At 71.6% G+C, this 21,421-nt stretch carries 22 protein-coding genes; 15 read left to right on the top strand and 7 right to left on the bottom strand.

Going from position 1 to position 21,421, the window contains the following annotated elements; translation table 11 throughout:
• The coding region (locus B5D66_RS24145) for a BldC family transcriptional regulator (protein WP_268805682.1) at positions 1–231 on the bottom strand (231 nt) is incomplete at its 3' end.
• Between the two features lie 420 nt (positions 232–651).
• Between B5D66_RS24145 and B5D66_RS24140 the strand changes: the two genes are divergently transcribed.
• The 3 genes from B5D66_RS24140 to B5D66_RS24130 all read left to right on the top strand — a co-directional run bounded on the left by B5D66_RS24140 (position 652) and on the right by B5D66_RS24130 (position 2,718).
• Positions 652–1,476 (top strand): helix-turn-helix domain-containing protein, encoded by an 825-nt coding sequence (locus tag B5D66_RS24140; RefSeq protein ID WP_327309366.1) that lies wholly within the window; start codon positions 652–654, stop codon positions 1,474–1,476.
• A gap of 17 nt (positions 1,477–1,493) precedes the next feature.
• On the top strand, positions 1,494–1,679 hold the full coding sequence (locus B5D66_RS24135) for a DUF397 domain-containing protein (RefSeq protein ID WP_078764119.1): 186 nt from the start codon (positions 1,494–1,496) through the stop codon (positions 1,677–1,679).
• Between the two features lie 436 nt (positions 1,680–2,115).
• Positions 2,116–2,718 carry a methyltransferase domain-containing protein gene (locus B5D66_RS24130; protein ID WP_235001204.1) on the top strand — a complete coding sequence of 201 codons (603 nt, stop codon included), beginning with the start codon at positions 2,116–2,118 and terminating at the stop codon, positions 2,716–2,718.
• Here B5D66_RS24130 and B5D66_RS24125 read toward each other — a convergent pair.
• Positions 2,661–3,569, bottom strand: a complete 909-nt coding sequence (locus B5D66_RS24125; RefSeq protein WP_200813773.1) for a phosphotransferase family protein — start codon at positions 3,567–3,569, stop codon at positions 2,661–2,663. The two genes, B5D66_RS24130 and B5D66_RS24125, sit on opposite strands and share 58 nt — an antisense overlap.
• A gap of 788 nt (positions 3,570–4,357) precedes the next feature.
• Between B5D66_RS24125 and B5D66_RS24115 the strand changes: the two genes are divergently transcribed.
• Together B5D66_RS24115 and B5D66_RS24110 are read left to right on the top strand one after the other, a co-directional pair.
• Positions 4,358–4,903 carry a GNAT family N-acetyltransferase gene (locus tag B5D66_RS24115; protein ID WP_078764117.1) on the top strand — a complete coding sequence of 182 codons (546 nt, stop codon included), beginning with the start codon at positions 4,358–4,360 and terminating at the stop codon, positions 4,901–4,903.
• 441 nt (positions 4,904–5,344) lie between these two features.
• On the top strand, positions 5,345–5,587 hold the full coding sequence (locus B5D66_RS24110; RefSeq protein ID WP_078764116.1) for a hypothetical protein: 243 nt from the start codon (positions 5,345–5,347) through the stop codon (positions 5,585–5,587).
• Between the two features lie 23 nt (positions 5,588–5,610).
• Here B5D66_RS24110 and B5D66_RS24105 read toward each other — a convergent pair whose 3' ends face one another.
• A complete protein-coding gene (locus B5D66_RS24105; RefSeq protein WP_078764115.1) occupies positions 5,611–6,222 on the bottom strand; it encodes a GNAT family N-acetyltransferase in 612 nt (203 codons plus the stop codon).
• On the bottom strand, positions 6,219–7,640 hold the full coding sequence (locus B5D66_RS24100; protein WP_078764114.1) for an amidohydrolase family protein: 1,422 nt from the start codon (positions 7,638–7,640) through the stop codon (positions 6,219–6,221). Before B5D66_RS24100 ends, B5D66_RS24105 begins: the two co-directional genes overlap by 4 nt.
• A 134-nt stretch (positions 7,641–7,774) precedes the next feature.
• Here B5D66_RS24100 and B5D66_RS24095 point away from each other — a divergent pair, with 134 nt between their 5' ends.
• From B5D66_RS24095 to B5D66_RS24080, 4 genes are all read left to right on the top strand, one after another.
• Entirely contained in the window at positions 7,775–8,704 is a 930-nt protein-coding gene (locus B5D66_RS24095; RefSeq protein ID WP_078764113.1) for a TetR/AcrR family transcriptional regulator C-terminal domain-containing protein, read from the top strand.
• 96 nt (positions 8,705–8,800) lie between these two features.
• The gene (locus B5D66_RS24090) at positions 8,801–9,241 is read left to right on the top strand and encodes a VOC family protein (protein WP_078764112.1); all 441 of its coding nucleotides are present in this window, start codon (positions 8,801–8,803) and stop codon (positions 9,239–9,241) included.
• Positions 9,242–9,498: 257 nt separating this feature from the next.
• Positions 9,499–10,197, top strand: coding sequence for a response regulator transcription factor (locus B5D66_RS24085; RefSeq protein ID WP_078764125.1), 699 nt, complete (start codon positions 9,499–9,501; stop codon positions 10,195–10,197).
• The gene (locus B5D66_RS24080; RefSeq protein ID WP_078764111.1) at positions 10,194–11,633 is read left to right on the top strand and encodes a sensor histidine kinase; all 1,440 of its coding nucleotides are present in this window, start codon (positions 10,194–10,196) and stop codon (positions 11,631–11,633) included. Before B5D66_RS24085 ends, B5D66_RS24080 begins: the two co-directional genes overlap by 4 nt.
• Here the strand turns inward: B5D66_RS24080 and B5D66_RS24075 are convergent.
• The 3 genes from B5D66_RS24075 to B5D66_RS24065 form a co-directional block, all read right to left on the bottom strand.
• A complete protein-coding gene (locus tag B5D66_RS24075; RefSeq protein ID WP_235001203.1) occupies positions 11,578–12,519 on the bottom strand; it encodes a DMT family transporter in 942 nt (313 codons plus the stop codon). The genes B5D66_RS24080 and B5D66_RS24075 overlap by 56 nt on opposite strands.
• A 244-nt stretch (positions 12,520–12,763) precedes the next feature.
• Positions 12,764–13,876: a cation diffusion facilitator family transporter gene (locus B5D66_RS24070; RefSeq protein ID WP_235001202.1), complete on the bottom strand. Its 1,113-nt coding sequence runs from the start codon at positions 13,874–13,876 to the stop codon at positions 12,764–12,766.
• Positions 13,877–14,002: 126 nt separating this feature from the next.
• Entirely contained in the window at positions 14,003–14,446 is a 444-nt protein-coding gene (locus B5D66_RS24065; RefSeq protein WP_078764110.1) for a MarR family winged helix-turn-helix transcriptional regulator, read from the bottom strand.
• 274 nt (positions 14,447–14,720) lie between these two features.
• On the opposite strand from B5D66_RS24065, the gene B5D66_RS24060 reads away from it, so the two are divergent.
• Genes B5D66_RS24060 through mnhG form a run of 6 tightly spaced genes read left to right on the top strand, consistent with a single transcriptional unit; the run spans position 14,721 to position 21,387 of the window.
• On the top strand, positions 14,721–17,663 hold the full coding sequence (locus tag B5D66_RS24060) for a Na+/H+ antiporter subunit A (RefSeq protein ID WP_078764123.1): 2,943 nt from the start codon (positions 14,721–14,723) through the stop codon (positions 17,661–17,663).
• A complete protein-coding gene (locus B5D66_RS24055; RefSeq protein WP_078764109.1) occupies positions 17,660–18,484 on the top strand; it encodes a Na(+)/H(+) antiporter subunit C in 825 nt (274 codons plus the stop codon). The genes B5D66_RS24060 and B5D66_RS24055 overlap by 4 nt, the downstream gene beginning before the upstream one ends.
• Entirely contained in the window at positions 18,484–20,151 is a 1,668-nt protein-coding gene (locus B5D66_RS24050) for a Na+/H+ antiporter subunit D (protein WP_078764108.1), read from the top strand. The genes B5D66_RS24055 and B5D66_RS24050 overlap by 1 nt, the downstream gene beginning before the upstream one ends.
• Positions 20,148–20,738, top strand: a complete 591-nt coding sequence (locus B5D66_RS24045; RefSeq protein ID WP_078764107.1) for a Na+/H+ antiporter subunit E — start codon at positions 20,148–20,150, stop codon at positions 20,736–20,738. Before B5D66_RS24050 ends, B5D66_RS24045 begins: the two co-directional genes overlap by 4 nt.
• Positions 20,735–21,034 (top strand): MrpF/PhaF family protein, encoded by a 300-nt coding sequence (locus B5D66_RS24040; protein ID WP_078764106.1) that lies wholly within the window; start codon positions 20,735–20,737, stop codon positions 21,032–21,034. The genes B5D66_RS24045 and B5D66_RS24040 overlap by 4 nt, the downstream gene beginning before the upstream one ends.
• Positions 21,031–21,387: a monovalent cation/H(+) antiporter subunit G gene (gene mnhG, locus B5D66_RS24035; protein ID WP_078764105.1), complete on the top strand. Its 357-nt coding sequence runs from the start codon at positions 21,031–21,033 to the stop codon at positions 21,385–21,387. The genes B5D66_RS24040 and mnhG overlap by 4 nt, the downstream gene beginning before the upstream one ends.
• Positions 21,388–21,421 lie beyond the last annotated feature (34 nt).

Here is a 21,421-nt window from a genome sequence, read left to right as displayed (position 1 = left end):
CAGGGGATGTCCATCACGGGGGTCGTGGTGGACCGGGCGGGGCCGTGCGTCGCCGGCGGTCTGGTCGAGGAGCGCGATGACGTCGCGCTCGCGGAAGCGGTGTTTTCCGCCCGGGGTGCGGATCGAGGTCAGCCGGCCGGTCTTCACCCAGCGGGTGACGGTCTTGGGGTTCACCCGGAACATGGCGGCCACCTCACCGGAGGTGAGAAGACGCTGGTCCACGGGGCTCACCGGTGGGCCTCGGCGATCTGGTGGAGGCGGACCTGGACTTCGGCCAGCCAGCTGAACGTCTCGCTGTGGCCGCCGTCCCAGGAGGTGAGGGTGTACTCCCACCCGTACCACCTCTCGGTGCGGGTGAGGTGTCAGCCCAGTTCGCGCGCCCGTTCGGACTCGCGGCAAAACGCCGTGTAGTTCGCCGAGGGCGACGAACCAGGCACCCCCGGACGGGGCTGGGAAGAAGCGGGAGGGTGGTCCGGATCAGTGGGCATGAAACATCAGCTCCCATGCGGTCTGGGGCCGCAGTGACTGGCATCCGACTGGATGGGACCATCATTGATCGCATAATGCGATTTCACAAGAGGGGTTGACGTATTATGCATAAATGTCTGGTGTTCTAGACTCTCCGCCATGCGACGGCCGTACAGTCCCACCGTGAGAAGACGACGCCTGGCAAAAGAGCTGCGCCACCTGCGCGAGGAGGCCGGCTTCACCGTCACACAGGCGGCACGGGAGACCGGGACGCGGCAGCCCACACTCACCCGAATCGAACTGGGCCAGCAGCACGTCACCGCGCCGGTCCTGGAGCGTCTGCTCGACCTGTACGGCGTCACCGACCAGGCGCGACGGGAGGCGTTCGCCCAGCTCGCCCGGGACGCCAAAGAGCGCGGCTGGTGGGCCAAGTACCGCGACGTCTTTCACGGGTCGCTACCGGATCTGGAGTCGGAGGCGGAGGTGATCCGCGCCTTCGAAGCCCAGGTGATCCCGGGCCTGCTCCAGACCCCCGACTACATCGAGGCGATCTTCCGAGGTGGCCGAGCCCACGAGGAGGCGGCCGTTCACAAGGCCGTCGACGCTCGCATGAAGCGCCAAGAGATCCTGAACCGCGTCCATCCGCCGCGGTTCGAGGCCGTGATCGACGAAGGCGCGCTCCGTAGGCTCATCGGCGGCCGGGAGGTCATGCGTGAGCAGTTGCAGCGCCTCGTCAACATGGCCACGCGCCACAACATCACCATCAGGGTGCTGCCGTTCGACGCCGGGGAACACGCTGCGATCGCGGGGGCGTTCACCATCCTGGATTTCCCGGAGGCTTTCGACCCATCAGTCGTTTTCACCGAGACGCCGACGGATACGCTTCTAGTCGAGGAACCGCCCGAGCTGGACCGGTACAACGAGATCTTCGGCCACATCCTGGGGTCGGCGCTCGTGCCGGCGAAGTCGGTGACGTTCCTCAAACAGGTGATAGAGGACCTTACCTAGTCGCGGAGAGACCGACAGTGAAAAACCTGGTATTCCGCAAGGCCAGCTACAGCGCGAACCGCGACAACTGTGTCGAGGTCGCGGATCTCCCCGGGGGTGGGGGTGCTCTCCGGGACACGAAGCACCGCCACCTCGGTCACATCGAGGTCCCCCGGGAGGCGTGGCAGGTGTTCCTCGCCTCTGTGAAGAGCGAGGAGCTGTAGAGCTTGAGGATCTGAGAAGCCGGTGGCCTCGCGCAGCGCGCGGGGCCATGGGCTTACCCGGCCAGAGAGCCGTCGCCGTACGCATTCCGGGCGGCAGAACGTCAGGCCCCTCCGCCACCCAGGGCGACAGGAAATCGGTGTTTCCCGCGACCAGCGGGGGCGCACGCTCGTGCGTTTCGACTCCGCCCCGAGCCGGCGCGGGGGTCCCGGCCGCCGGCCGGTACCTCCCGCGCGGGGCTGCCGGTATTCCAGGTGTCCTCCTGTGGCCGGAGCCGCTGACGGGACACGGCCGGCTCCCTAGGCTCGACCGCGACATCCCCCCGCTCAAGGAGCGCGCATTGGGAGACCACCGCGGTAAGCCGCAGCCGATCCAGCCCCTGCCCCCGCCCCCACCGCCGTCCCCCGACAACGGACCCCCGCCGGGAAGGCGCGGTAAGTGACACCACAGCGGCCCGCTCACACCGAGCTGGGCCGCTTCCTCCTCGCCAGTGGGGTGCTGGCCCGCGAGTGGGCCGAGCCCTTCGACGCGACACCGCGCGCTTGCTTCCTCCCCGACCTGATGTGGCCCCTGGACCCCGACACCGGCCGGCACCTGAGCGTGGACCGGCGCACCGACCCCGGCGAGTGGGAGCGCTGGGCCGCCACCGACACCGCGATCACCACCCAGTGGGACGACGGAACCCACACCGGCCCCACACCCGGGACGGTGCCGACCTCCTCGTCGTCCATGCCGAGCGTGGTGACCTCCATGCTCGGCCACGCCGACATCCGCCCCGGCACGCGCGTACTGGAGGTCGGCACCGGCACCGGCTGGAACGCCGCGCTGCTGTCGGCCCGCCTGGGCTCCGGCAACGTGGTCACCGTCGAGGTCGATCCCGTCCTCGCCGGCATGGACCCGCCAGGGCCGGGAAAGGGGGTGCGGACCCCGTCGACATCGAGCAGCAGGAACGGGAGGTGGCTTTCCATCGCTCGTCCTTTCGGTCAGACCCGCAGCAGCCTGGCTGCGTCGTTGGTGTGCCGGCGTACGACCTCCACATAGAGCTCGTCATCGTCGGGATCGCCGATCCAGGTGAGAGACTGGTCGATGAACCAGGTCAGAACCCACATCCTGTGCCATCCCAGCGCCCACTCTTCCGCGGACAGCCCGCCCCGATCGTTCAACGTCTCGGCCGGTCCACCCTCGTGGACGTACGTCTCCAGAAAACCCCTGGTCTTGAGGACGTCAGGCGGGTCGACCGTGCCGTGCCATGAGGCGAGGTCGATCAGTCCGGGACCTCGAAAAGCGCGTGCGAAGTCGAACACGAACGTTCGGTTCCGGGTAACGAGAAGGCTCTCCGGATGGAACTCCGAGTGGACCCAACCGTAAGGACGCCGCATAGCCCCCTCGGCACGTCGCATGGAAGCCTTCTCGATCTCCTGAAGCGTGTCAGCGATGTCGTGGGCGTCCGTCCACCGGGCTCGCTGAAGAAGGCGCAGGCTGCGCAAGGCACGGCTCGGCAGTGAAGCGAGCCAGGCAGTGTCGGCCAGTGGTAGAAAGTCGGGAACCGCCGACGAGTGCAGTTGGAGCGCGGCGGCGATGCCGTCGGCGTCGTCCGCCTCCCTCACCGGCCGTCCCAGATCCTCCATCAGCATCCCCAGCGATGTGGGGCCTCGGGTGGATGAGTACACGCGGGGAACGTTGACTCCGGCCTGCCAGGCACTTGTCAGCGCGTCGTGTTCATGGACGAAGGGCTCGACCGCCGCTTTGAATACGAGCGTGCCCCCCGTGCTCAAGGTGACCCGCTCGACATGCGAGAGTTCCCAACTGTGGAGAACCTCCACCTTGCTGGGCGCGCATCCGAAGTTGGAGAAGACTTCTTTCCTGAGCCGGTCGATCTCGGGCTGTTGCATGAGAATCCTCCTTACGTAAGAGGGCCGGGGCCCGCGCAGACCCCGGCCCTGGACAGGATCAGCTCGTGAGGTCGGAGCGGAGCCAGCCAGCTGTCACGGAACTCGTTCAGGTCGTCGCGGAACCGGTCCATCGGGGTGCCGTATTGGGCGACCACCCCTCCACGACGGTCCGGAGCCGACTGGCATCCGTGGACGAGCCTTCCGCCCAGTGCGGTGTGGGCTTTCACCGCCTCGATGCGCAGGTGCCCGGTGGTGATCCCCTCTCCTCCGAGGGAGGGCAGCAGCTCCTCGCGGAAGAGGAAGGAGTACGCCTTCCATCCGATGGGTCGTTCGTGACGCGGACGTTCCCGGAGACGAAGCGGAGTGCCTTCTGTTCCAGAGCCTCCTCGGCGGTCTCCTCAACGGGTAGCATCTCGCGAACGACGACGTCCCGATCGATGTTTCGCCAGGCCGCGGCGTCGGCCCAAGAGGCGGTGGCCGCTTACGAGGCGGCACGAAGAAGCGGGTCGGACGACTGGGCGTTCGGGGACGAGGCGGGGCCAGGGCCGATCCTGCGCTCGCCAGGGCCTCACTCGGAGAGATCGAGGGGACCGCTGAAGCGCTGGAGCCGGTGCTCAACCTTCCACAGGATCAGCGGATCACCGGCATCCTCGGCAGCGTGGCGCGGGTCCAAATCGCGCTTCGGGCGCCGGAGTACGTGGGCAGCGCTGCCGTGAACCGCCTCCGAGCATCCCATCGACGCCTTCGGGCGAATCCCGGTCGCGCTCACCACGGGTTAGCCTTCGCCCATGTCTCCAGTCGAAATCACCGGTGACGGGCTGGTCCTCCGCGAGTTCTCCCGCGCCGACCTCGGCGGCCTCCACGGCGTGTACGGAGACGAGAAAACCGTCACGCACCTGTCCTTCTCGGCCAGGAGCAAAGACGGGTGCCTGACGATCATCGACCGCGCCATGGAGGACGCGAAGGCCGACCCCCGGCGGGTGTACCTGCTCGCGGTCACCCGAGGCGACCGCGTGGTCGGGGTGGCGCGGCTGGCCCGTGAGGAGTACCCGCACAGCGCGTCACTGGGCTTCGCGCTCCGGGCGGACCACTGGGGGCGAGGGTTGGGGACCGAGCTGGTGTCCCTCCTCCTGAAGTTCGGTTTCCGGGACCTGGGCCTGTACCGGCTCTGGGGCGCTCGGGCTCCGGAGAACATGGCGTCGGCTCGGGTGATGGAGCGGGTGGGGATGCGCGAGGAGGGCCGCATCCGCGCCCACGTCTGGACGGGCGAGGCATGGCGGGACTCGATCTCGCACTCGATCCTGCGGGACGAGTGGGAGAGGGCCGCGCGCTAGGCAGCCGTCCCGGCGGGCCGCGACGGCCCTCCCGAAGGGGCGGTGGGCGCCTTCGAGACCCGCAGGAGCCGAAACCGCAGGGGCGCACGGGAACCCCTGGCCGAACACCACCGTGAGCGCCGGGAGGGCGCCGCCGAACCGAACCCCCACGCCAGACGCGCTCGGCCGGCCGACCCCGGCCGGGTGTTCGGTTCCCTGGCCGTGGCCGGCCGATCGGCAGCGGCGCGCCCCCTCGCGTTCGCCCCCGCAGCCGGGGCTTCGGCCCTGCCCCCAGGGGAGGCCGCCGGGCAGGGCCGGCGTGCGCCAGGGGCCGGTCCCAGCCGGCCCTCACCCCTTCACCGGCGCGGACCACCGGGAGAACGGCCCCTGGCGCCGTACGCGACCGCCCCCGCGATGGCCGCGCACTGGCGGGCGTGCCCGGCCCGGCCGCAGACTGGCACCATGCGCGCCAACGGATCCCGACGGCCCGGGCGGCGCCGAATCGACTGGGCCGCCTGGATCGACACCTGCCTCGCCTGGCTCTACCTCGTGCTCAAGATCCTCATGCTGGTGGCCCTGATCGGCCTACTGTCCTCCCTCGACGTGCTCTCCGACGACCAGAACGGACTACCCCCCTCGCAGCTGCCGGTCGACCCGTTTCCCCCCGGCCACGAACCCCCGCCCATGCAAGGCCCCATGCGCTGATCCGCATCGGGGACCGCGGCCCCTCACGGGCGTTCCCGGCCGGAGCCGGCCGGGAACGCCGATGCCGGCTCCCGCCACATCGGTTGGATGGTGGGCCCATCGGGCAGGACGATCGGGTCACCGAGCGGCGCGAACCCGTGGCGCGCGTACCACCCGGCGTTGCGCGGCGAGTCCACCTCCAGGTACGCGGGCAGGCCGGCGGCGTCGGCCCGCGCGAGACCGCGGACGAGCAGGGCGGTGCCGAGCCCGCGCCCCTGATGGGCGGGGTGCACGCCGAGGAACTGGAGGGTGGTGTGCGGGCGGTCCTTTGGATGGCGCATGGCCGTGGCCGCCAGATAGGTGCTCAGCCGGGCGGACGGCCGCGGTCCCGGCGGCTCGTCGGCCTCGGCGTCCTGCGTGGACCAGGCAAGCCAGACCGCGGCCGCCCCGTCCAGCACGTCGAGGCCCCCGGCCGCGGCCGACTCGGCCACCACGGACGCGAACATCCGGTCCGGGTGCTCCGGTGCGAGCCAGCGCAGGAGAACGTCCTCGCGGAACGCTGCCGTGAGCACCTGGACGGCGTGTTCCCGGGCCCCGCCCACGGGCTCCCCGTCCCGCGGGCCGGAAACGGCGGGGAGTGCCTTGCCGCCCGTCACGCTCCCTCCACCCCCGGCGCGGTGGCCGTCAAGGCGGCCACGCCGTCGAGGAGGGCGCGGCGCTCGTCCGGTCCGATGTAGCGGCCGGCGGCGACGACCGCGTGGATGCGGCGGGTGTTCCTGATGTCGGCCAGCGGGTCCGCGTCCACGACCACGAGGTCGGCCAGCTTGCCCGGATCGACCGATCCGCAGGTCTGCTCACGGCCGAGGAACCGGGCGGGCTCGATCGTCGCCGTCTGGAGGGCGCGCATCCTCGTCAGTCCCGCGCTGACCAGGAGTTCGAGCTCCTCGTGCAGCGCGAAGCCCGGGAACAGGCCGGGGGTCACCGCGTCCGTGCCGGCCAGCAGCCGCACGCCCGCCTCGTCCATGGCGGCGACCGCCGCCCGCCGGTGGTCGAACAGCGTGCGCCGCTTCGCCTCCTCGTCGGCACTGCGTCCCCCGCCGTGGAAGATCTGTCCCCGGACGAACGTCCACATGTCCGGCACGTCCGGGGCCATGTAGGCGAACCGTTCGTCGTCCAGGCGCATCCACTCGGGCAGATCCACCGCGGCGTGCATGACGAGCGTCGGGCAGTAGGCGACGTCCTCGGCGACCATGCGCTCGAACAGTGAGGTCGCCGACGCCCCGCTGTAACGGTTCACCGACTCCCACTCCACCTCGTTGACCTGCTTGAACCAGTCCGCGTAGTAGAAGCCGGGCCGTGGGGAGATCCGCGCCATCGCGGCCTCCATCCGCTCCACGTCGGTGGAGGTGGCCGGCCACAGTCCGTGGACGTGTTCGAAGGACCTCTGTCCGGCGCCGAGCTGGTCCCTGAGCGGTACCCGGTCGCAGCGATGCCCGACCACGGTCATGTCCTGGGCGGCGGCCTCCGCCAGCAGCGCGAAATAGGGCTCCGGCTCCAAGCGGGAGTAGACCTTCACGAAGTCGGCTCCGCCGTCCTTGGCCACGCCCACCGCGCGCCGCGCCTCCCGCTCGGTGGTGACCGAGATGATCGGCGCGTCGATGGGGATGTCGGACCACAGGGCGGGGGCGCCGTCCACGATCGGGCTGGCGATGATCGAGCGCGGCCCGATCATCTCGCCGGCCGACGTCCGCCGCCGCCACTCGTGCAGCAGCGGCCTCCCCCACATCTCGCGGACCATGGTCACGCCGTTGGCGATGTAGAGCGCGGGCAGGCGCCGCTCGTCGTCCGGACCCGGTTCGCTGTGCACGTGCATGTCGGTCAGCCCCGGGATCACGTACCGTCCGCGCAGGTCGTGCACTGTCGCCCCGGGCGGGATCACCACCTGGGAGGCCGGGCCGACCGCCGTGATCGCGCCGTCGGCCACGAGCACGGTCTGGTCGGGAAGGGATCGGCCGCCAACGACGTCGATCACGGTGACATGGGTGAGGGCCAAGCCGGTGTCGTCGAAATTCATACGCGCACCGTAGGGACGGAGCCGGCCCGCCCGCCCGCCTCGCCGGGACGCTTCCCCGCCGTACCACCCGAACGGCGCCGCACACCGGGACACCGCTACGGTGCGCCGCCCACCGCACTAGTACGGTGCGGCACATGGAAGCGAAGGACGGGGACGGCGGACCGGCCCGGCGCGTGGCCGCCGAGCTCCGCCGCAGGATCGCCGAGGGCGGGCTGCGCCCGGGTGACCGGGTGCCCTCGACCCGGCGGATCGTGAACGAGTTCGGCGTCGCCATGGCGACCGCGAGCCGCGCGCTCGCCCTGCTGCGCGAGGAGGGGCTGATCGTCACGATCCCCGGCTCGGGCAGCGTGGTCAAGGCCCCCCAACCGGATACGCCGCCCGTCGCACCGGATCGGCCCCGCCCGCTGACACGGGGGAGGATCGTCGCGACGGCCATCGCGCTCGCCGACCGGGAAGGCGCCGACGCGATCTCCATCCGCCTCCTGGCGGGCCGGCTCGGCGTGACGCCGATGACGCTGAGCCGCCACGTCGCCGGCCGCGATGAACTTGAGCTCCTGATGATCCGAGCGGTGTTCCGCTCGGAGCCGTTGTCCAACGTCGCCCCCGAGGGGTGGCGTGCGCAGCTGGAGGAGGTCTGCCGGTCGCAGTGGCGCCTCTACCGCCGCCACCCGTGGCTGGCCGAACTCCTGTCGGTGCTGCGGCCGGCCCCCGTACCGGAGGCGATGGAGCACAGTGAGCGGACCCTCCGGGCGCTGGCCCAGCTCGGTTTGACGGGGACCGAGCGCTGGCGGGCGGCCCTCGCCCTGCCCGCCCTCGTCCGCGGCCTCGCCCTGACCGTGGTGGACGAGCTCAGAACGGCGCGGGAGACGCGCATGCACACGGCCGAATGGTGGACGGCGATGGAGGGCGAGATCCTTCAGCGGTTCCAGACCGGCCGTTTCCCCTACCTCGCGGCCATGGAGGCGGACGAGGTCATCGACGACCTGGACGGCCTGTTCGAGCTCTCCCTCCGGTGTCACCTGGACGGGCTCGCCGGACTCGCGGGAACCAGGGGGCGGCGCTGAAGCGGCTCGGCGACCACGCCGGTTCCCACCGCCCACGGTCGCCGAAGACGCGACGGCTTCCGCCGGCCGCCGCATCCCGGCACGTAGGCTGCGGGTATGTCCGAGATTCCCGCGCGGTTGACCGTGGTGACGCTCGGAGCCCGGGACATGCCCGGACTCCGACGGTTCTACCGGGCCCTGGGGTGGACGGAGACCTCGTCCAGTGGTGACGGCTGGGCGGGTTTCCTCCTGGGCGGCGTGCTGCTGTCCCTGTACCCCGTGCAGGAGCTGGCCGCCGAGGCCGCGGGCGGCGCTCCCGCTCCGAGCGGGTGGGCGGGGTTCACCCTCGCCTGCAACGTGGGCGCCCCCGAACAGGTGGACGCGGCGTTCGAGGCCGCCGTCCGAGCCGGCGCGACGGTGGTGGCCGAGCCGGTGAACCGCTCCTGGGGCGGACGGTCCGCCTATATCGCGGACCCGGAGGGCAACCGCTGGGAGATCGCCTGGGCACCGGGCGCGAGGTTCGACGGCCGAGGCTCGCTGACCGCCTTCGGCGACTGAAGACCGTTGCGGGGCGAGGGCCGGGAAGCGTCCACCCAGCCAGCACCGGCATCCCGCGGCCCCCGGGCCGGAGGCGCGACACGTTGCCGGACCGCCGAAGAACCGAACGCGGTGAACTCCCGGAGGGCTACCGGGGCAGGCGCGACCCCCGACCGCGCGGTGACGCGGGGCCGTGGGCCGGGCCGTCCCAGGGCTTCTCACACCCCTCGACGTGTCCTCTTACCCGGCGCTAACCGGGATGGGCCACCATGGCCTCCATGAGCAGCACCGCAGCCACCGTCCTCATCGCCGATGACGACCGCGCCATCCGCGACTCACTGCACCGCGCCCTCGAACTGGAGGGCTATGTCGTACGGACGGTGGCCGACGGGGTCCAGGCGCTCGCCGAGGTCCACCGGGAACCGGTCGACCTGCTCGTGCTCGACGTGATGATGCCCGGGGTCGACGGGCTGGGCGTGTGCAGGGTGCTGCGGGCCGAGGGCAACCGGGTGCCGATCCTCATGCTGACCGCCCGGGTGGAGACCCCCGACCGGGTCGCCGGACTGGACGCCGGGGCCGACGACTACCTGCCCAAACCGTTCGACCTGGACGAGCTGCTGGCCCGGCTGCGCGCGCTGCTGCGCCGTGCCACGCCGCCCCCCGGCGACCTCCCCGAACCGCCGTTGCAGGTCGCCGACCTCCGCCTGGACCCGGGGGCGCGGCGGGTGTGGCGCGGCGGGACCGAGGTCGAACTGTCCAAGACGGAGTTCGACCTGCTGGAGCTGCTGGTCCGCAACGCGGGGATCGTGCTCGACCACGCCACGATCTACGACCGCATCTGGGGCTACGACTTCGGCCCCGAGTCCAAGAACCTCGCCGTCTACATCAGTTACCTGCGCCGCAAGCTGGAACCGGCCGGGACGCCGCCGTTGATCCAGACCGTGCGCGGCGTCGGGTACACGATCCGGCCGCGATGACGGCGCAGGACAGCCCGGGACGCGCGGAGGAGCGCACCCGGAGTATCGCCTCGATGAGCCTGGGAACCCGGTTCGCGTTGACGTTCGCCCTGGTCGCCGCGGTCGTCATCACCCTCGTCGGCTCCCTGGCCTACAACGCCGCGGCGTCGCTGGTGCGCGCCAAGGCCGAGGAGGAGTTCGAGGCGACCGTCACCGACCTGGCCCAGGACCTGCGCGGCAGCGCCCTGGGCCACAACGGGGTCAGCCAGATCAACCTGCTGCACTCCGACACCTTCACCTTCCAGCTCCTCGCCCCCAACGGCAGCGTCGCCTTCCCGGTGAGCGAGAGCGCCCCGGCCGAGCGGCTGCCGGTGACGATGGGAGACCGCCGGATCGCCCGCGCCGCCGAAGCCGGCGAGGTGACGCGGCGCGAGGACAGCGCCAACGGCGAGACCTACCGGATCGCGACGGTCTCGTTCGGTGGTGGGGGCGGCGCCGTGCAGATCGCCCAGCGGATGTCGCCCACCGAGACCCTTCTCGACACGCTCGCCGGGCAGATGCTCCTCGTCGGCGCGGTCGCCCTGGTCGGCGCCGGCTGCGCCGGCTGGCTGGTGGCGCGCCGCATCACCGGACGGCTGGTCCGGCTCACCGAGGCCGCCGAGTACGTCAGTTCCACCGGGCGGCTCGACCTTGTCACGCCCTCGGGCGGCGCCGGCGGCAGGGACGAGGTCGGCCGGCTCGCCGGCGCGTTCAACGCGATGCTGGCCCGGTTGGCCAGCTCCAAGGAGGAGCAGCGACGCCTGGTCCAAAACGCCTCACACGAGCTGCGCACCCCGTTGACCAGCCTGCGCACCAACGTCAGCGTCATGCGCAGCTTCGAACGGCTCTCCCCGCAGGCCCGGCGCCACCTCATCGACGACCTCCAGGGCGAGACCCGCGAGCTGACCGACCTCGTCGACGAGCTCGTCCAGCTCGCCACGGGGACCCACGAGGACGAGACCCCGCAGGAGGTGAGCCTGCGGGAGCTGGCCGAACGGGTGGCCGCGCGGGCCCGGCGGCGCACCGGGCGCGAGATCGTCGTGGACGCGGACGGCTCGGTCGTCTTCGGCCGCGCCGGCGCGCTGGAACGGGCGATCTCCAACCCGGTGGAGAACGCCGCGAAGTTCGACCCCGAGGGCGAGGCGCCGATCGAGATCGTCGTCAGGGAGGGGCGGGTGGAGATCCGCGACCGAGGACCCGGCATCGACCCGGCCGAACTCGGCCATGTCTTCGAACGCTTCTACCGGGCCACCTCGGCGCGCGGGATGCCCGGATCGGGACTGGGCCTGTCGATGGTCCACGACATCGCGGTGGCCCACGGCGGTGAGGTGTTCGCCCGCAACCGCGAAGGCGGCGGCGCCGTCATCGGGTTTCGGGTGCCGGTCCTGCCACCGGCCCCGGCTCCCGACGGCGGGTGACGGCGGGGACGGCCTCGCCACACCCGCCCGTGACGGCCCGCTGCGCCGCCACGGGCGGGGAGGAACGGGCGAGGGCGATGGTGCCGCCGCAGATCAGGGCCGCCGCGACCAGCGCGGCGGCCCCGCCCACGGGGGTCGCCGGAAGCGCCTCGCCGAGGAACACCACCCCGATGGTGACCGCCGCGACCGGGTCGCTGATCAGGAGCGTGGCGTAGGCCAGGGCGAAGTGCCCGGTGCGGTAGGAGTTCTGCACGATCACCGCCCCGAACAGGCCGATGGCGACGGCCACGACGGTGAGAGGCCGCATCAGGGACGCCGGATCGTCGAGGGCGTCCACCCCGATGACGCGGGCCAGCGCCGAGGTGACCCCATAGGCGATACCGCCCGCCACCCCCAGTGCCCAGGCCTGGGTGACGCCTCCGCCCAGTCGGGCCACCCCCACGCAGGCGAGCATGGCGGCCAGCGCCAGCAACGGCATCAGCACCGGCGTGTCCGGGTGGGGTGCGGGACCGGGCACGTGGGCGGGGAGGACCAGCAGCAGCATGATCAGCCCCGCCGTCACCGCGAGACAGCCGCCGATCTGCGACCAGGTGAGCCGCCGCCGTCGCAGGAAGGCGGACAGGGCCACCGCGAACAGCAGGCCGCTGACCCCGATCGGCTGGACCACGGTGAGCGGGGCGTGGCTCAGCGACCACATGTGCGCCGCGACACCGGAGACGTTCAGCACGGTGCCGAGCACCCAGTAGGGGTCGGCGGCCAGGTGCCGGAGCAGCCGGAGCTGGCCGACCTGCCCGGTCGGGACGGTGATGGCCCTGCGTTCCTGGAGCGCGGCACCTGCCGCGACCGCCAAAGCGCCCACGACGGCCGTGACGATGGCCCACGCCATGCCCAACCCCTTCACCTGCTCACCCGTCCGTGTGGCCGCGCGGCGGGGGCCGGCGCACGGGACGGCCGCCCCGACCGGGGCGGGATCGTACGGGGCCCACGACGACGCCGTACCGATCCGTGCTCTCGCCGGGCGCTGGACCGTGGAAACGGAAGGGGAGGCGGGGATCGATACCGCGACAGGGGCGAAAAGAGGTTACTGCCACAACCGCCCACGCGGTAGTCAACATGGGCGCAAAGGTGCCTCAGGGACGCTGGTCGGGGACGTCCGCTTCCGGAAGCTGCGAGCGGAGGGCGGTCAGGCGGCTCCCGTAGCGGGCCCGCACCCGGGCGAGCACGGACGGGTCGTCACTGGGCACCGGCTCCAGGAAGATCTCGTCGAGGTCGGGGAACTCCGCCCGCAGCCCGTCGTTCAGTCGCACGCACGTGTGCTCCAGTTCCGCCACCGACAACTGGTCGGCGAAGTCGATCCGGGCGCACAGCAGGACGCGGTCGGTCCCCACCAGCATGGTCAGCAGGTCGACGACCCTGGTCACCTCCTTCCTGGCCGTCAGCCAGTCATGGATGCGCAACACCAGCCCCAAGTGCGCCTGCTGCCCCACGAGCAGCTCCTTGTTGGTGGCGGCGAGCCGGAAGGCGACCCAGACCAGGAGCGCGCCGATGAGGACCGAGGCCACACCGTCCCATACCCCCGACCCGGTGAGCTGGTGCGCGCCCACCCCCGCGGCGGCCAACACCAGGCCGACGAGCGCGGCCGAGTCCTCCAGGAACACCGTCTTGGCGGAGGGGTCGTCGGGACTGCGCAGATAGGACAGGAACGGACGCTGCTGGTCGGCGGCCTCGCGCCGGACCTGGCGGGTGGCCTGCGTCCACGACACGCTCTCGATGCCGAAGGCGAGCAGGATCACGACGTAGGCGACCCACGGGGCGGTCTGCTCGTCCGACCCCGAGACGATGGTGCGCACGCCCTCGTAGATGGAGAACATCGCCCCGGAGGCGAAGATCGCCACGGAGGCGAACAGACCCCAGAAGTAGCGCTCCTTGCCGTAGCCGAAGGGGTGGCGGCGGTCGGCCGGTCGGCCCGACCGGCGTAGCGCGGTGAGCAGCATGACCTCGGTGAAGCAGTCGCCCACCGAGTGGGCGGCCTCGGAGAGCATCGCCGCGGAGCCGGTGATGAGACCGGCGGCCAGCTTCATCGCGGCGACGCCGAGGTTGGCGCCGAGCGCGAACAGCACCGTGATCAGGCTGCCGTGGCCACCGTCGCCCCCGGTGGGGGAGGGGGCCGGGACCGGCTCGCCGGCGCGCGCGTCGCCCGGGTCGCGTTCGCCGTGTCCGTCCGCGCGTCGTTGGTCTCGCACGTCGCCCCTCCCGCCTCGTCCATCCCTTCCCAGCTGCCCTGATCGGGCCGTTTCCACCTTGGCCGGTGATGTGGGGCCGGAAGGAGTGGATCGCCGTGGGGCGGGGAGAGAGGGGAGGGCGCCGGGTCACAGGTCGTCGATGACCTGGCGCATGTCGTGGAGCATTCCGATCAGGCGGGGGCGGAGTTCGGTGGGGATGGCGGAGAACAACCGGCGCTGGTGGCCGCGTACCCGTTCCCACCACTCCCGTTCGGCCCGGTCGCCGCGGGGGGTCAGCGCGATGAGGGTGACGCGCTCGTCGTCCTCGGCGCGATGGCGGTGCACCATGCCCTTGCGTTCCAGGTGCTGGAGCATGCGGGTGGCGGTCGGGGAGGCCACGCCCGCGGCGGCGGCCACCGCGCCGACCGTGGGCCGTTCCAGGTCGCGCACGATCCCCAGGAAGAGCGCCTGGGGAAGGGTGAGACCGTTGTCACCGCCGGACGCTCCGCGGCTGCGCGCGCGCACGACCGCGCCCATCAGTTCGTCCCAGGCATGGAGAAAGTCCGAGAACCCGGAGTCGTCCCGCTCCACCGCGCCGTCCTTACGACACTTGACCGTTAGGTAGCTTTGACATTGAATAGCCAAGGTACATAAAACTCGGATAAGTCTCCATTGCCGCCTTGTCCGTGTGGCGCGCGGTGACGAGGACCCGATCCGGCGGGCTCCGATCAGGCGCGTCCCACGTGTGGCGGTGCGCCTGAGCGCGGACGCCGATGCCTAGGGTGGGGCCGATGGGGACACGGCGCGGTCCCCGACCTCGGGTCCGCGCGATCCACATGAGGGAGGAACGGGACTCTTGCTGTCGGTGCTGGCCGCGCACTTCGTGGCGGCGGCGCTCGCCCCCTTCCTGGTGCGCTGGTGGGGACGCAACGCCTTCCTGGCACTGGCGTTGGTTCCCGCCGCAACGACGCTGTGGGCGCTGCTGTGCGCGCCCGGCGTCGTCGCCGGAGACCCCGTGGGCGTCAACGTCGCCTGGGCCCCCGAATACCGGATGAGCCTGGCCTTCCGGATGGACGTCCTCGGGCTGGTCATGACCCTGATCGCGGCCGGTATCGGCACGCTGATCCTCGTGTACTGCGCCCGCTACTTCTCCGACGACGAGCCGGGGCTGGGACGCTTCGCGGGTGTCCTCACCGCGTTCGCCGGGGCCATGCTCGGGCTGGTCCTCGCAGACGACCTCGTGCAGCTCTTCATCTTCTGGGAGCTGACCACCGTCTTCTCCTACCTGCTGATCGGGCACAACACCGAACGGCGCGAGAGCCGGCGCGCGGCCATGACCGCGCTGACCGTCACCACGCTGGGGGGCCTGACCATGCTGGTCGGCCTCATCATGCTCGGCGAGGCCGCGGGCACCTACCTGCTCTCGGAGATCATCGCCGCCCCGCCGCGCGGTGCCGCCGTCACGGTCGCGCTCGTGCTCATCCTCGTCGGCGCCCTGTCGAAGTCGGCCCTGCTGCCGTTCAGCCTGTGGCTGCCCGCCGCGATGCAGGCCCCCACCCCGGTCAGCGGCTACCTGCACGCCGCGGCCATGGTCAAGGCCGGCGTCTACCTCGTCGCCCGCCTCACCCCGGCCTACGGCGACACCCCCGCCTGGCAGGTCCTGACCGTCGGCGTCGGTGTGGCGACGATGATCCTGGCGGGCTGGAAGGCGCTGCGCCAATACGACCTGAAGCTGCTCCTGGCCTACGGCACCGTCAGCCAGCTCGGCTTCCTCACCGCCCTGCTGGGCGCGGGGACCCGCGACGCCGCGCTCGCCGGCATCGCGATGCTGTGCGCGCACGCCCTGTTCAAGGCGCCCCTGTTCCTGGTGGTCGGCATCATCGACCACTCCACCGGCACCCGCGACCTCCGCGAGCTGTCGGGGCTGCGCCGGTCGATGCCCGCGGTGTGGTGGATCTCGGTGCTGGCCGTGGCCTCCATGGCCGGTCTGCCGCCGTTGTTCGGATTCGCCGCCAAGGAGTCCGCCTTCGCGGCGTTCGAGCACGGCCCCGCCTGGCAGACCCTCGCCCTCGTCGGCATGGTCGTGGGAACCGTCTTCACCGTCGGCTACAGCCTGCGCTTCCTGTGGGGGGCGTTCCTCGACAAGCCCGAGGTCCCCACCACCCCCGTCCACGCTCCCGGCGCCCTGTTCGTCGCGCCCGCTGCGGTCCTCGCGGCGCTGAGCCTGCTCGGCGGGCCGTTCGCCTCCGCCCTCGATCCGATCCTGGCCGGATACGCCGACACCGTGCCCTGGGGCGGCGCGCACCCCGCCCACCTGGCCCTGTGGCACGGCTTCGGTACGCCGCTGGTCCTCACCGCGGTCTGCCTGGCGGGCGGCCTGCTGCTGTTCTCCCGGCGCGGTGAGGTGGTCTGGCTCGGCAACCGCCTGGCCCTGCCCGACCCCAACCGGATCTACCGGCGTGTCCTGGCCGCCGTCGACACCCTCGCCATCCAGGTCACCGGCATCACCCAGCGCGGTTCGCTGCCGGTCTACCTCGGCACCACGCTCGTCGTCCTGGTCGTGCTCAGCGGCGTGCCGATCCTGACCGGCAGGCTGTGGGAGATCGAGGCGCCCCCCGTGCGCCTGTGGGACTCCCCGATCCAGTTCGTCCCCGCGGCCGTCACCGTCATCGCGGCGGTGGGCGTGCTGTTCGTGCGACGCCGGCTGTTCGCCGTCGTGCTCGTCGGCGTCACCGGCTACGGCGCGGCGACCCTGTTCATGTTCCAGGGCGCGCCCGACCTCGCCCTCACCCAGTTCCTCGTCGAAACGGTCAGCCTGGTCGTGTTCGTCCTGGTGCTGCGCCGGCTGCCGACCCGCTTCACCACCCCGGTCCTGCGGGGACGGCGCCGGATCAACCTGCTCATCGGCGCCGCGACCGGCACGCTCGTCGCCGTCATGGCCTACTTCGCGCTGGCCGGGCGGCGCGCCGAGACGATCTCGTCGGGCTATCCCGCCGCGGCCGAGGAGGCCGGCGGCAAGAACATCATCAGCACCATCCTGGTGGACCTGCGGGCCTGGGACACCATGGGGGAGATCTCGGTCCTCGCGGTCGCCGCGGCGGGCGTGGCCAGCCTGATGTTCGTCCGCCGCCGCGCCCGGCCGGTCCGCGGGCGCATGGGCGTGCCCGTCACACCGCTGCCGGCGATCTCGGCGGTCGAGCCGGCCGGCGCGCCCGCCGAGCCCAACGCGGTGCCCTGGCGGCCCTCCGGCATCGCCGTCGCCCCCCGCCAGCTCCGCATCCGGCCCAAGTGGAACCCGCTGTGGCTGCCGGGGGCCGCAGCCCTCGCCCGCGAACGGCGCTCGGTCATCTTCGAGGTGACCGCGCGAGGACTCTTCCCCGTCATCGTCTTGCTGTCGGTGTACCTGCTGCTGACCGGGCACACCTCCATCGGCGGTGGGTTCGCCGGCGGCATCGTCGCCGGGCTCGGCCTCATGGTCCGCTACCTCGCGGGCGGCCGTTACGAGCTCTACGCCGCCGTGCACGCCCAGCCCGGCGTGCTGATCGGCCTGGGGCTGGTCATCGCCGCGGGGACCGCGCTGGGCGGTGCCGTGTTCGGCACCGAGATCCTCGACGGAGGCGTCTTCGACCTGCACATCCCGGTGATCGGCCACCTGCACGTGACCACGTCGCTGCTGTTCGACTTCGGGGTCTACCTGCTGGTCATCGGGCTCATCCTGGACATCCTGCGCAGTCTCGGCGCCCGCATCGACGAGCAACTGGAACGCGAGGCGCGTGACTCCGCCGAGGCCGAGGAGGTGACCGCGTGAACGACACCCCCACCCTCACCCTGATCGTCGTGGTCGGCGTGCTCGTCGCGGCCGGCGTGGTGCTCCTGCTGGAACGCAGCCTGACCCGGGTGCTGCTCGGCGTGATCCTCATGGGCAACGGGGTCAACCTCATGATCCTGTCCACCGGGGGCGAGGCCGGCGGACCGCCGTTGATCGGCCTGACCGCCGAGGACGAGATGAGCGATCCGCTGCCCCAGGCGATGATCCTCACCGCCATCGTCATCACGCTCGGCGTCACCGCCTTCCTGCTCGCGATGGCCCACCGCAGCTGGCAGCTCCAGGGCAACGACGACGTGCAGGACGACGCCGAGGACCGACGCATCCTGCACGGCGGGGAACGCGCCGAGTACCGGCGCCGCATCCGCCAGCAACGCCGGCTGCTGCGCGCCGAGATCCGGCTGCAACGCGCCGAACTGCGGCGGCGGATCGCGGCCGAGGACTACCGCGAGGCCCGGCAACGCGACGAGCTGGAGGAACGGCTCGACGAGGCCGACGCCGAGCTGCGCGAGTGGATCCGCCGCAGCCAGGAGGAGGACATCGGCCGCGACGAGGTCATCCAGCGCATGCAGGACGTCGGCCGTGAACGCGCCGACAGCGTGGAGGAACTCCGCGCCGAGGTGGACGCCTGCCGGGTCCGGCTCCAGGAACACGCCCGCCTCGACCGCGAGGCCGAACGCGAGCTGCGACGCGAGGCGCGTCAGCGCATCCGCGCCCAGAAACGGCAGATGCGGGCCCAGATCCGGGCCGAACGTGAACGCCTCGCCAGGGCCGAGGACAGCGACCTCCAGGGAGCCGACTGATGGAAAGCCTGCTGCACTACCTGGTGCCGTTGCCCGTCGTACTGCCGTTGTTCGCCGCCGGCCTGGAGTTCGCGCTGGGAATCCGCGCCCCCCGGCTGCACAAGATCATCAGCGTCACCACGCTGACCGTGGTGCTGGCCATCGGGCTGGTCCTGCTGTTCGGCTCCGACGCCCACGGACCACAGGTGGTCCACGTCGGCGGCTGGGAGGCGCCGATCGGCATCGCGCTGGTCGCCGACCGGCTGTCGGCGCTCATGGTGACGGTGTCGGCGGCCATCACCCTGGGCGTCCTCGTCTACTCGATCGGCCAGGGCATGGCCGACCGCGACGAGGTCACGCCGCTGGCGGTCTACCACCCCACCTACCTCATCCTGGTCGCCGGCGTGTCCAACGCCTTCCTGGCCGGTGACCTGTTCAACGTCTACGTCGGCTTCGAAATCCTCCTCACCGCCAGCTACGTGCTGCTGACCCTCGGCGGCACCCAGGCGCGCATCCGCGCCGGCGCCACCTACGTCGTGGTGTCGCTGCTGTCCTCCGTGGTGTTCCTCATCGCGATCGGGCTGGTCTACGCGGCCACCGGAACGGTCAACATGGCCCAGCTCGCGGTGCGGCTGCCGGGGGTGCCCGAAGACCTGCGCCTGGTCCTCCAGGTCATGCTGCTCGTCGCCTTCGCGATCAAGGCGGCGGTGTTCCCGCTGTCGGCGTGGCTGCCCGACTCCTACCCGACCGCCCCGGCGCCGGTCACCGCGGTGTTCGCGGGCCTGCTGACGAAGGTCGGCGTCTATGCGATCATCCGCACCCAGACGCTGCTGTTCGACGGCGAGGCGGTCGCCGACCTGCTGATGTGGGCGGCGCTGGCCACCATGCTGATCGGCATCCTCGGCGCGGTCGCCCAGACCGACATCAAACGGCTGTTGTCGTTCACCCTGGTCAGCCACATCGGCTACATGGTGTTCGGGGTGGCGTTGACCAGCGTCCAGGGGTTGAGCGGCGCCGTCTTCTACGTCGCCCACCACATCACCGTGCAGACCACCCTGTTCCTGGTCACCGGGCTCATCGAGCGCAGGGGCGGAAGCGCGTCAATGGACGACCTGGGCGGGCTGGCCAAGCTCTCCCCGCTCCTGGCCATCCTGTTCTTCGTCCCGGCCATGAACCTCGCGGGGATCCCGCCGATGTCGGGCTTCCTCGGCAAGCTCGGACTCATGCAGGCCGGAGTCCAGGCGGGCACCCCGCTGGCCTACCTGCTCGTCGCCGGCTCGGTGCTGACCAGCCTGCTCACCCTTTACGCGATCGCCCGGGTGTGGAACTACGCCTTCTGGCGGGCCCCCTCCGAGGGCATGGTCGCCGAGCCCGGAACCGTCCTGGAGACCTCGGAGGAGGACGACGACTCGGCCACGTCGGCCTACGGGCCCGAGGAGGAGGCCATAGGGCCGTCCTCGCGGGTGGACACGGTCGTGGGCCGTACCGCCACGCTGGGCGGGCGGACGGTCGTCACCACCACGACCTTCCCGGCGACCATGATCGGCGCGACCGCGGGCCTGGTCGCGATGGGGCTGGCCTTCACCGTGCTGGCCGGACCGCTGATCGGCTACAGCCAGCGGACCGCCGAGGAACTGCTCGACCGCTCCCCCTACGTGGAGGCGGTCTTCCCCGAGGGGGTCGCATGACACGTCCAGACGTTCAGCGCCGTCCACCGCTGGCCTTCCGCCTGGGGCGCGTCTACGTCCAGGTACCCTCGCTCATCGCCATGACCGTGGTGTGGGCGCTGCTGTTCGGCGAACTGTCCGTCGGCGTCGTCCTGTCGGGACTGCTCGTCTCGCTGGCCATCGTGCTGATCTTCCCCCTCCCGCCGGTCGATCCGGGGCTGCGGCTGCGCCCGTGGCCGTTCCTGGTGTTCCTCGGCCGGTTCGCCACCGACCTGATCACGGCGAGTGTCAAGGTCGTCGGCCAGGCGTTCGCGTTCGGGCGCCTGCCGCGCAGCTCGGTCATCGGGGTCCCGCTGCGCTCCCGCTCCGACCTGCTGCTCACCATGACCGCGGTCACGCTGTCGGTCATTCCCGGCAGCGTCATCGTGGAGGTCCGCTACGCGACCTCCACCTTGTTCGTCCACGTGCTCGGCGCGGCCGACCCGGCCGCGGCCGAGGCGGCGCGGCGCGATGTGTGGGCCCTGGAGGAGCGGATCACCCGGGCCTTCGGCACCCGGGAGGACCTGGCCCGGTTGGAGGGAACACCCGTGGCGGGAGGAACGCTATGACCCTGGCCTGGATCGCGATCGGGGTACTGCTGGGCGCCGCGTCGCTCCTGGCGGTCGTCCGGCTGATGAGGGGGCCGACGATCCTGGACCGGGCGCTGTCGGTGGACGTCCTCCTCGCCTCGGCGATCGCCGGTATCGGCGCCTACGCCGCGTTCCACCGCGAACCGACCGCGCTGCCGGCGCTGCTCGTGCTGTCCCTGCTGGGCTTCCTCGGATCGGTCAGCGTGTCGCGGTTCGTCGCCCGGCGCCAGGTCGCCCAGACCACGGAGGAGTCGGGGAAGGGGGAACGAGGATGACCCATCAGGTGATCGACTGGATCGCGGTGGGCTGCCTGCTCACCGGGGCCCTGCTCTCCTTCGCCGCGGGCGTGGGGCTGGTGCGCTTCCCCGACCTGCTGTCGCGTATGCACACCGCGGCCAAACCACAGGTCCTGGGCCTGATCCTGATCCTCATCGGGATCGGGCTGCGCATGTGGCCCGAGTCCCACGTGGGCGTCCTGGTGCTGATCGCGCTGTTCCAGATCCTCACCGTGCCGGTGGCGGGCCACATCGCGGGGCGCGTCGCCTACCGCACGGGGCGGGTCCGGCACGACCTGATCGCCGTCGACGACCTCCAGGCGGAGCTGGAGGGGGACGGCGGCACCCGGTGACGTCGCCGGCCGGGCACCCGAAAGCATGAGGGCC

The organism is Marinactinospora thermotolerans DSM 45154, from assembly GCF_900167435.1.
GTDB lineage: Bacteria > Actinomycetota > Actinomycetes > Streptosporangiales > Streptosporangiaceae > Marinactinospora > Marinactinospora thermotolerans.
The sequence above is the reverse complement of the archived record's forward strand: the minus strand, read 5'-3'. Positions and strand labels throughout refer to the sequence as shown.